The organism is Pseudomonas corni (assembly GCF_057128765.1).
In genome coordinates, this window is sequence record NZ_JBSKHW010000011.1 from 221,564 (window position 1) to 230,994 (window position 9,431).

Here is a 9,431-nt window from a genome sequence, read left to right on the forward strand (position 1 = left end):
GTCGATGAACGTGTCTGATTTGTCCTTTCGCGCGCTGTTGCTCACACGCCCCGCTGACACCAATATTCCCTCAGTAGTTGAACTCCACGAACGCGATCTGCCAGCGGGCGATGTACTGATCCGGGTGAAATATTCCACCGTTAACTACAAGGACGGCATGGCGATCTCGGGTAACGCCCATCGCCAGATCGTTCAGTTCTTCCCATTCGTGCCGGGGGTGGATTTTTCCGGGGTGGTGATCAACTCCGAATCCCCAGACTATCAGCCTGGCGATGAAGTGATCCTCAATGGCTGGGGGGTGGGAGAGAAGCACTGGGGCGGTTTCTCAGAACTGGCCAGGGTTCGCTCGGAGTGGCTGGTGCCGCTGCCCAAAGGCATGACCCTCAAACAGTCGATGGCCCATGGCAGCGCCGGGTTGTCGGCCATGCTGTGTATCAATGCGCTGGAAAAACACGGCATCGACAAAAGCAAGGAAGTACTGGTCACCGGTGCCAGCGGTGGGGTAGGCAGCGTGGCGCTGATGCTGCTGAAAAAGCTCGGTTATCGGGCGGTTGGCTCAAGCGGTCGGCCTGAACACACCGACTACATGCGGTCTCTTGGCGCTGATCGGGTGGTGGATCGCGAGAGCATTTCGGCGCTGCCTGAAACACCGTTGCTCGACGAGCGCTGGGGCGCGGTAATCGACAACGTCGGCGGCACGACTCTCAGCAACGCCTTGGCCAGTATGGCTTACGGGGGCGCTATCGCCTCACTGGGCCTGGTCGGCGGACGCGATCTGAACACAACAGTGCTGCCCTTCATCATGCGCGCGGTCGCACTGATTGGCGTCAATTCGGTGTACTGCAGCAAAGAGGATCGCGTCTACGCGTGGAATCGCCTCGCCCAACTGCTGCCTGACGGGCTGCCGGGCGACGTCATTGATGAGATCAGTCTGGAAGAAGTGCCGGAGCGCGCGCTTGAAATCATCAAGGGCGGTGTCAGGGGACGAACGATTGTCGTGCTCTGAATCACCCGAAACAGCGTCCTGCTTTTGCACCAACCAGCGCGGAGTTTCCCATGAGCGATCCTGTTTACCCTGTGGCCACGTCGGCGTTGATCCTGGTCGATGTGCTGAACGAGTTTCTGGCCGAAGATGGCAAGTTGAACGGTGCCATCGCCCCGATGCTTGAACAAACCCAACTGAAAGCCAATTTACAGCGTCTGCTCGATGGCGCGAGAGCAAAAGGGGTGAAAGTGTTCTTTTCGCCCCATGGTCTGGACGAGCACAGTTTCGACGATGTGAAGTTTCTTCATCCACGCTTCCAACAGGCCGTGGCGAACAAGATGTTCTGGATCGGCTCGCCGGGCGGCGAGTTTTATAGACCGCTGGCGCCTCGGTCCGATGAATTCGTGGTCAGCCACCACCGGGTGTTCAGTTCTTTCCATGGCACCGACTTGCAACCGCTGCTTCAAGCCAACGGCATCGAAAAAGTGATCATCGCGGGTTTGACCTCACAGACCTGCGTTGAAGGCACCGGCCGTGATGCGCTGGAGGCCGGCTACCACGTGACGTTCCTCACCGACGCCGTAGCGGATTTCACTGAGGCCGCACACCGCGCGGCCCTGGACATTTCATACCCGACCTTCGGCCACGAAGCCCTGAGCGTCGATGCATTCCTTGCGGCGGTCCAGACCGCCTGACGACTTTTTTTAACCCGGCATCCAGCACAGAGGGGAGCGATCATGGGACTTCTGAAAGGCAAAGTAGCACTCGTTACCGGCGGCACCTCCGGCATTGGCCGAGCCAGCGTGCTGCTGTTTTCCAAGGAGGGGGCAAAAGTTGCGTTCACCGGCCGCAATGTCGCAGCTGGCGAAGAGTTGCTGTCGCAGATTGTCGCGGATGGCGGCGAGGCGCTGTTCATCGAGGCGGACTTCGACAAGGTCGACAAAATCCCCGAGATCGTCAGCAAAACCGTCGCGCGCTTTGGCCGTCTCGACTGCGCGTTCAACAACGCTGGCATGAGCGGAGGCGGGCCACTGGAAACCCTGAACGAAGCCAAATGGGATTCGCTGCTGGACACCAACACCAAGTCGGCCTTCTTTTGCTTGCAGGCTCAGGCGGCACAAATGAAGCAACAGGGCAGTGGGGCCATCGTCTTCAACGCCTCTGCCCTGGCGTTCATCGGCTTTCCCGGCAGTTCGGTTTACGGCGCCAGTAAAGGTGCGCTGGTGTCTCTGGCGCGTGCGGCGGCAGTGGAATTGGGGCCGTTTGGTATTCGTGTCAACTCGGTCAATCCTTCGCTCACCCGCACCCCTATGACCGAAGGCCGTATCACCAAAGACGCTGAAGGCCGCGACTCTCATCCCTACGCCCAAGGCATCCCGCTCGGGCGTATGGCCGAGGCCGAAGAGGTAGCCAAGGCGGCGCTGTTCCTGCTTTCGGACCTGGCGTCCTACGTCACCGGTCACGCGTTGTTGGTGGACGGTGGGCAGAGCGCCAATTAAGGCTGTTTTTCTCGAGGATTTTGTCATGAGTGTTTCATCGGAAAACCCTGCTTCCCTTGGATTCATCGAACACCGTGTGCAGCGCGGCGAAGGCCAGTTGTATGTGCGTGATTACCCAGGTCAGGAACCGGCGTTCGTGCTCATGCACGGCTTCCCGGACAACCTGCACATCTATGACGATCTGGTGCCGCACTTGCAGGCTGGCGCAAGACGGGTGGTGACTTTTGATTTTCTGGGCTTTGGCAAGTCCGACAAACCGGCTGGTGCGACTTACAGCTTTGAGCAACAGGTCGGCGATCTACTGGCGGTGGTGCAAGCGCTGGATCTGGGCAGGATTGTCCCGGTTGCACACGATTCATCAGGTCCGGCGGCCGTCAATTTCGCACTGGATTACCCTCAGCACGTCAGCGCGTTGTGCATCTTGAATGCGCTGTACGGCGATGCGCCGACGTTGAAGCTGCCGGAGCTCATTGAGTTGTTCGCCACGCCTAGTCTGCGGGCGCTGACCAGCGCCATTCTGCAAAGTCCGGAGCAATTTGGCTGGGTGTTGAATTTCCAGCGCAGCCAGTTTCAGCAGCATCTGCCTGAGGATCAAAAGGCTCATTACGCTGCTTTTCTGGGGCCCTTGATCGATAACAACTTTCGGCAAACGCCCAGCTCCGGTCCGGCCTTCGGGCAGATGACGGCGCAGCTGTTCGCTGAAGTTGACCGTAATACCCGGCACCTGGAACAGGTCAATAGACTGGATATTCCGGTCACGTTGATCTGGGGCGAAACTGATCCGTATCTCAATACCGGTGTGGCGAAGGACCTCCAGGCCTCGTTCAAAAACGCCACGTTGCATCTGTTGCATGCCGGACATTGGGTGCAAATCGATATGCCGCAAAAGGTAGCCGAGATCATGCTGGACGGCGCTTGATGTGTTGATCGTTCAAAGCCCGCGTCAACTGTTTAGCCTGCTCCCGGCCGGTGTCAGGCTGTCGCTCAGCGCGCTCAGCAGCGCGCTAACTTTGGGCAGTGCCTGGCGACTCTTGAGCCACACCAGATTCATCGGCAGCCCCTCGGTTGCCAGATGCGCGAGGACTTCCACCAGTGAGCCGTCGTCCAGTTGGCGCTTGACCGCCCAGGTCGGCAGCTGAGCGATGCCGTGTCCGGCAACCACTGCGATGGCCTGACTTTCGCCGTCGCCGATGGCGATCCGGCCGCTAAACACCCTGCGTTCCATGTCGCCCGCTTGGGTTCCAGCAATGTGCCAAGGGTTCACCAGACCATCGCTCCTGCCGTAGACCACGCAGCTGTGCTGCTCCAGATCACGGTCGGTCAGCGGTTCGCCGTGCTTGCGCAGATAGGCTGGCGATGCGCAGAAAATCAAACGCTCGGCACCAAGATACTGGTGGCCAAGCGCAGCAGGCCAGACGTCCGGGCCGCCAATGCGCACTACGATATCGATGCCTTCTTCGACCGGATCGACGAAGCGGTCCGAAAATGAGATGTGCGGCAGCAGCATGGGGTGATCTGCGACGAACTTCAGGATCACCGGCAGCGCATGCAAACGACCGAATGAGGCAGGCAGGTCGATGCGGACCTTGCCCCGGGGTTCGGCGCTTTCGGCGTGCAACGAGAGTTCTGCTTCTTCGAGATCAGCCAGCACGCCGGTACAGGTGCGATAGAAAACGGTGCCTGCGTCCGTCAGAGAAAGCCGTCGTGTGGTGCGCTTGAACAGCCTCGCATTAAGTCTGGTTTCAAGCCGCGCGATGCTTTTGCTGACGGCCGAGCTGGTCAGGTTCAATCGCTCGGCGGCGGCGGTAAAACTGCCCAGGTCCGCCACGCTGACGAACACATCAATGCCTTTGAGGCGTTCTGATGAAAACATGTGGCCGTCCTATTGGTGAATCTGGTTCCCGATATTCCGGAGAATATAGCCTCAATGCGCGTTGGATTCTTGAATAAGCTTGCGCACTGAAATTTCATTGAGTGACGGCTTATGCAAAACCCATCTCTGGCAGCTGATGCCGCCCAACCCCACACCGGTTCACGATCGGGGCTGCAGATCCTGATTATGGCGGTAGCAGCCTTCGTCATCGTGACCACTGAGTTTCTGATTCTGGGATTGCTTCCGGCGCTGGCGCGGGACCTGAATATTTCCATCGCTACGGCCGGGCAGGTGGTGACGCTGTTCGCTTTCACGGTGATGATATTTGGTCCGATCCTCACCGCCCGGCTTGCGCACATTGATCGCAAGAAGCTCTTTACTTTCATCCTGGTGGTGTTCGTTGCAGCCAACGCGCTGGCCGCGTTGTCGCCGAATATTTGGGTATTGGCGCTGGCGCGTTTCATTCCGGCGTTGATGCTGCCAGTGTTCTGGGGCACCGCCAGTGAAACGGCGGGGCAGCTGGCCGGGCCGGGTAATGCCGGGAAAGCGGTGGCCAAGGTTTACCTGGGGATTTCTGCTGCGCTGGTGTTCGGCATCCCTTTGGGCACGCTGGCGTCTGATGCCGTCGGCTGGCGCGGCAGTTTCTGGATTCTGGCCGGGTTGTGCCTGGTGATTGCGGTGTTGATTCAGCTGTACATGCCTAAGCTGCCGTCATCGCCAGCCCGTGCTGAAGGCGATAAGCAAACGCAGATTCTCCAGGAACCGCGTTTTCTGGCTCACGTTGCGCTGTCTACGCTGGCGTTCACGGCGATGTTCACCGCTTACACGTATCTGGCGGACACCCTTGAGCGGCTTGCGGCAATTCCCTCGGGGCAGGTTGGCTGGTGGCTGATGGGCTTTGGTGCCGTCGGCATGATTGGCAATCAGATTGGAGGCCGACTGGTTGATCGCAGCCCATTGGGTGCGACGGTGTTGTTTTTGATCGTGCTTGGCGCAGGCATGCTGTTTGCGGTGCCTGCGGCATCCCATCATGCGTGGTTGATTGTTGCGCTGATTGCCTGGGGCGTGGCGTACACCGCATTGTTCCCGATCTGTCAGGTGCGAGTGATGCAGGCGGGCGCCAAGTCCCAGGCACTGGCAGCATCGATGAACATCTCGGCGGCCAATGCCGGGATTGGCCTGGGTGCGATTTTCGGTGGGCTGGGCATCGAACACTTTGGGCTTGAGTCGCTAGGGATCATCTCAACCGCGATTGCGGCGGTTGCCGTCGTATTTGCACTGCTGATGATGCGCGGCAAGGCCAAATAAGACTGAGTAGGCTTTTGTAGGACCAAGTTGTGTGTCGTTTGCCAGATCCGGCGGTATTCCGGCCATTTGAGACGTAATTACGCTGTTCGCTGTGGTAGCAGGGTGCCACAATACCCGCTGTTCTGGGCTCAAGATCTGGCGGATCAAATGGATGGGCTTGAAATTCAGTGTGACCCGGATGCTGTGATCGCACAGCAAGTACGCACTGATCGATTGCAGCAGCTGTTTCGCCAATCGGTCTTTGCAGTTGCCGGCAGCTACTTTGCCGCGCTCATGCTGTGCTGGTTGTGCTGGGAACGTTTCGATCACGACGCGATGGTGGGGTGGCTGTCGATACTGACGGCATCGACGCTGCTGCGTATCGTCATGTTCATCGCGTATTTCCGCAGCCCTGAGTATGAGCGAATCCCGCAACGCTGGGAGCTTAAATACTGGACCACACTGGTGTTGTCTGCTGGCGTGTGGGGCATCGGAGCATTCGTAGTGATGCCAGCGCAGGATTTGCTGTCCCAGGCGCTGGTCATGTTGTTCACGGTTGGCATGTCGGTGGCGGCGGTCTCGTGCTATTCCGCCTATCGCCACATGACCTTGGTATCGATGGCGCTTGTGTTGCTGCCGTGCTCTGTGTGGCTGCTTTTTCAGCCTTCGACCATGCAAGCGGGAATGGCTATTTCGGCATTGATCTTCGCCTGCTTCGTGATCAGCGCGACCCGTACGCTATCGGAGGCGCTGGAGCAGGCTTTCCGGCTGACCCGGGAAATGGAGCGCGCTCACAGCATCTCCAACTATGCCGCGCAAACCGATGACCTGACCGGCCTGAAAAACCGCCGTGCTTTTTTCGAAGGTGCGCAGGAATTGTTCAGCCAGTGCCGTCGCGGCCAACGTCCTTTGTGCGCCTTGATGCTGGACATGGATCACTTCAAACAGATCAACGACACCTTCGGTCACCAAGCGGGAGACCGGGTTTTGCAGCAGATCGGTAGGGTCATTGCCGCGTCGTTTCGCGCATCAGACCTGCATGGCCGGATGGGCGGTGAGGAGTTCGCCGTGCTGCTTCCCGACACCAGGCCGGAGGTTGCCATGGCGATCGCAGAACAGGTCGTTCAGGCCATCGCCATTATGAAAAGCGAGCCCGTACACCGCATGACCGCCAGTGTGGGCCTGGCTTTTTCCGAAGTCGGTGACAAAGACCTCTATCACCTGATGAACCGCGCCGATCAAGCGCTGTATCTCGCCAAAGCACAGGGGCGCAATCAGGTGGCAGTTTCCGGCTGAATTCGTCGCTCAATCAGGTCGGCGGAATGGTTGCAAGAATACCAATACCGATGGTCAACGCTAAAAATCCGGCGAGAAAAATGGCGAGCTTGGTCATTTTGCGTTCCTGGCAGGGGAGGCCGCGTGGGCAAGGGTCGCAGGCATCTTTGTCCGCGCGACCGTTGTTGCCATTGTCAGTCCATAGCTGTTTTCGATACAGAGCCAGATTGGGATTAAAAATACGGATCAGATGCGTCGGTCGGTTATCCGGTAAGAGATTGTTCAGAGCAAAAAAATCGCCCGGATGGGCGATTTTTTTATGCGCGGCTCGTTGCTATTTCACTGAGGCCTGACCGGCAGTTTCCAGTTCGGGCGAATGAAATGGCAGGTGTAGCCGTTGGGAATGCGCTCCAGATAGTCCTGATGCTCAGGTTCGGCTTCCCAGAAGTCACCTGCTGCAGCGATTTCGGTTACGACTTTGCCCGGCCAGAGCCCGGAAGCATCAACGTCTGCCACGGTGTCTTCAGCGATACGCTTTTGCTCTTGGTCGAGATAGAAGATCGCTGAGCGATAACTCACGCCCAGGTCGTTGCCTTGGCGGTTGGCAGTCGAGGGATCGTGGATCTGAAAGAAGAACTCCAGGATCTGCCGATAGCTGATCTGGCTTGGATCAAACTCAATTTCGATGGCTTCGGCGTGAGTGCCGTGGTTGCGATAGGTAGCGTTTGGCACATCGCCGCCGCTGTAACCGACGCGGGTCGACAGCACGCCGGGGTAGCGTCGCAGCAAGTCCTGCATGCCCCAGAAGCAGCCGCCTGCGAGCAGGGCGGTTTCGGTTTGCGTTGTCATTTCTCAATCCTTCCATCAGTGAACATGGCGGCCGAAGACGTCAATAGTCGGCCAGTTTGCTCGTGGGTAATTGGTTCGCGCAAGGGTCTGGATAGCTTCGCGCCTCGGACGTTCAATCCCGTCGACACGTTGCTCAGGCGTGGGTGGCCAGGTACACCAGGCTCTCCGGCTGACCGGGCACGTCATCAAGTGAGTCAATGCGCTGCATTCCGATCTTTTCCAGCACGCGGATGGACGCCTGATGGGCTGGCCGGACCACTGCGAAAACTTGCTTCACGCCCAGCTCATCGAAGCCATACTCCAGCGAGGCAATGCTCAATTCGGTGGCATAGCCCATGCCCCAGCCGCTGACCGCAAACCGATACCCGAGATTCAGACGCTCGACATCGAGATACATGCGCATCGACAGGCCGCCGAAACCAATGATGTTTTGCGGATCGTCGCGGCTAGCTATTGCCCACTGCCCATAGCCTTTTTCTTCCCAGTGCCTGAGCCAGTCACTGAGCACTGACGCAGCCTGACTGATGTCGGTCATGGGCCCGGAGGGGTTGTACTGGTTGGTCGCAGGATCGCTGTGGATGGCGAAGATGCTGGCCAGATCATCGGCACGGGGCGGTCGCAAGATCAGGCGCGAAGTGGTGCGGTGCATGGGCCTGTGAGTCCTGGCAGTGGGTGGGGTGGTTGTGGGGTTTTTACTCTACCGCAATCTGCTGGGAGCAAGCTCGTGGTTTTGAATTGTGCGGCGTCTCTCAAGTTTGATGTAGGAGTTATCCTTTAACTTACCCAGAACTTTCCTGATGATGTTTTTGGGGTGGATTTGTTATTAGTACTCACCTACCGTGCAGAGCATTGATCAAACAGCACACAATTTACGGCTGTATGTTTAATACAGGTTTTACAAGTTATCGATTAAACACTTTGTTTAAAAATTGCCGCCTATGTTTGGCATTTTACATTAAGGCGGATGTTTGAGTGTTTATCAAATTAAACATCAACCTGTTTAAGCTCATCGCCAAGGAGGCCTGAAATGCTCAATCCACCGCGCACGTTCTTCGACCACAGCCGCCACACCCTCATTGTTCGCGGCATCGAAGCAACGCTCGACGTGCTGGCCTTCGATGGCGAGGAACAACTGAGCCAGCCGTTCAAATACCGCATCGAATTCACTTCCAGCGATCACGATATCGCTGCCTCGGACATGCTCAGGCGCCAAGCTGATTTCAGCCTGCATGCCGCCCCCCACGATTTGCCGCCGGTGATGCCATGGGACAGCGGCAAAGTCGTACCGCCATTGCGCACGTTGCATGGGGTGATCACTGGCTTCAAACGCCTGTCCGGCTCAAACGACGAGGCGCGGTACGAAGTCACGTTGCAGCCGCGTCTGGCCTTGCTCGAACGCGGTCGGCAGTTCCGCATTTACCAGCACCAGTCCGTGCCGGAAATCGTCGAAAGCATCCTGCGCTGCCGTCATCAGTTCGAAGGGCAGGACTTCCTGTTTGATCTGGTGCGCGAGTATCCGAGACGCGAACAGGTGATGCAGTACGGCGAGGATGACCTGACCTTTATCCGCCGCTTGCTCGCCGAAGTCGGGATCTGGTTTCGCTTCACGGTTGACGAGCGTTTGCGTATTGAGGTGGTGGAATTTCACGACGATCAGCGCCAC

The 9,431-nt window shown here is 57.9% G+C and carries 10 protein-coding genes; 7 read left to right on the forward strand and 3 right to left on the reverse strand.

The genetic code is table 11. The features are described from left to right. Positions 1–10 precede the first annotated feature (10 nt). The 4 genes from ACWKV9_RS18250 to ACWKV9_RS18265 are packed head-to-tail and all read left to right on the forward strand — an operon-like array spanning position 11 to position 3,403. A complete protein-coding gene (locus tag ACWKV9_RS18250; protein WP_483837529.1) occupies positions 11–1,006 on the forward strand; it encodes an MDR family oxidoreductase in 996 nt (331 codons plus the stop codon). Between the two features lie 50 nt (positions 1,007–1,056). Then, on the forward strand, positions 1,057–1,680 hold the full coding sequence (locus tag ACWKV9_RS18255; protein WP_483837530.1) for a cysteine hydrolase family protein: 624 nt from the start codon (positions 1,057–1,059) through the stop codon (positions 1,678–1,680). 42 nt (positions 1,681–1,722) lie between these two features. Next, positions 1,723–2,484, forward strand: a complete 762-nt coding sequence (locus ACWKV9_RS18260; RefSeq protein ID WP_483837531.1) for an SDR family NAD(P)-dependent oxidoreductase — start codon at positions 1,723–1,725, stop codon at positions 2,482–2,484. Positions 2,485–2,509: 25 nt separating this feature from the next. Further along, the gene (locus ACWKV9_RS18265; protein ID WP_483837532.1) at positions 2,510–3,403 is read left to right on the forward strand and encodes an alpha/beta fold hydrolase; all 894 of its coding nucleotides are present in this window, start codon (positions 2,510–2,512) and stop codon (positions 3,401–3,403) included. A gap of 24 nt (positions 3,404–3,427) precedes the next feature. Here the strand turns inward: ACWKV9_RS18265 and ACWKV9_RS18270 are convergent, their stop codons facing one another. Then, a complete protein-coding gene (locus tag ACWKV9_RS18270; RefSeq protein WP_483837533.1) occupies positions 3,428–4,357 on the reverse strand; it encodes a LysR family transcriptional regulator in 930 nt (309 codons plus the stop codon). A 111-nt stretch (positions 4,358–4,468) separates the two neighbouring features. Here ACWKV9_RS18270 and ACWKV9_RS18275 point away from each other — a divergent pair, with 111 nt between their 5' ends. After that, a complete protein-coding gene (locus ACWKV9_RS18275; protein ID WP_483837534.1) occupies positions 4,469–5,665 on the forward strand; it encodes an MFS transporter in 1,197 nt (398 codons plus the stop codon). A 147-nt stretch (positions 5,666–5,812) separates the two neighbouring features. Continuing rightward, positions 5,813–6,940 carry a GGDEF domain-containing protein gene (locus ACWKV9_RS18280; RefSeq protein ID WP_483837535.1) on the forward strand — a complete coding sequence of 376 codons (1,128 nt, stop codon included), beginning with the start codon at positions 5,813–5,815 and terminating at the stop codon, positions 6,938–6,940. A gap of 318 nt (positions 6,941–7,258) precedes the next feature. Here the strand turns inward: ACWKV9_RS18280 and msrA are convergent, their stop codons facing one another. Together msrA and ACWKV9_RS18290 are read right to left on the reverse strand one after the other, a co-directional pair. Beyond that, positions 7,259–7,768 carry a peptide-methionine (S)-S-oxide reductase MsrA gene (gene msrA / locus ACWKV9_RS18285; RefSeq protein ID WP_483837536.1) on the reverse strand — a complete coding sequence of 170 codons (510 nt, stop codon included), beginning with the start codon at positions 7,766–7,768 and terminating at the stop codon, positions 7,259–7,261. A 133-nt stretch (positions 7,769–7,901) separates the two neighbouring features. Continuing rightward, a complete protein-coding gene (locus ACWKV9_RS18290; protein ID WP_483837537.1) occupies positions 7,902–8,417 on the reverse strand; it encodes a GNAT family N-acetyltransferase in 516 nt (171 codons plus the stop codon). 378 nt (positions 8,418–8,795) lie between these two features. Between ACWKV9_RS18290 and vgrG the strand changes: the two genes are divergently transcribed. Further along, the coding region (gene vgrG, locus ACWKV9_RS18295; RefSeq protein WP_483837538.1) for a type VI secretion system tip protein VgrG at positions 8,796–9,431 on the forward strand (636 nt) is incomplete at its 3' end.

What these genes read in the sequence shown, in the direction of transcription:
- ACWKV9_RS18255 (WP_483837530.1), top strand. Translation starts at nt 1,057, where the DNA reads ATGAGCGATCCTGTTTACCCTGTGGCCACGTCGGCGTTGATCCTGGTC.
- ACWKV9_RS18260 (WP_483837531.1), top strand. Translation starts at nt 1,723, where the DNA reads ATGGGACTTCTGAAAGGCAAAGTAGCACTCGTTACCGGCGGCACCTCC.
- ACWKV9_RS18265 (WP_483837532.1), top strand. Translation starts at nt 2,510, where the DNA reads ATGAGTGTTTCATCGGAAAACCCTGCTTCCCTTGGATTCATCGAACAC.
- ACWKV9_RS18270 (WP_483837533.1), bottom strand. Translation starts at nt 4,357, where the DNA reads ATGTTTTCATCAGAACGCCTCAAAGGCATTGATGTGTTCGTCAGCGTG.
- ACWKV9_RS18275 (WP_483837534.1), top strand. Translation starts at nt 4,469, where the DNA reads ATGCAAAACCCATCTCTGGCAGCTGATGCCGCCCAACCCCACACCGGT.
- ACWKV9_RS18280 (WP_483837535.1), top strand. Translation starts at nt 5,813, where the DNA reads ATGGATGGGCTTGAAATTCAGTGTGACCCGGATGCTGTGATCGCACAG.
- msrA (WP_483837536.1), bottom strand. Translation starts at nt 7,768, where the DNA reads ATGACAACGCAAACCGAAACCGCCCTGCTCGCAGGCGGCTGCTTCTGG.
- ACWKV9_RS18290 (WP_483837537.1), bottom strand. Translation starts at nt 8,417, where the DNA reads ATGCACCGCACCACTTCGCGCCTGATCTTGCGACCGCCCCGTGCCGAT.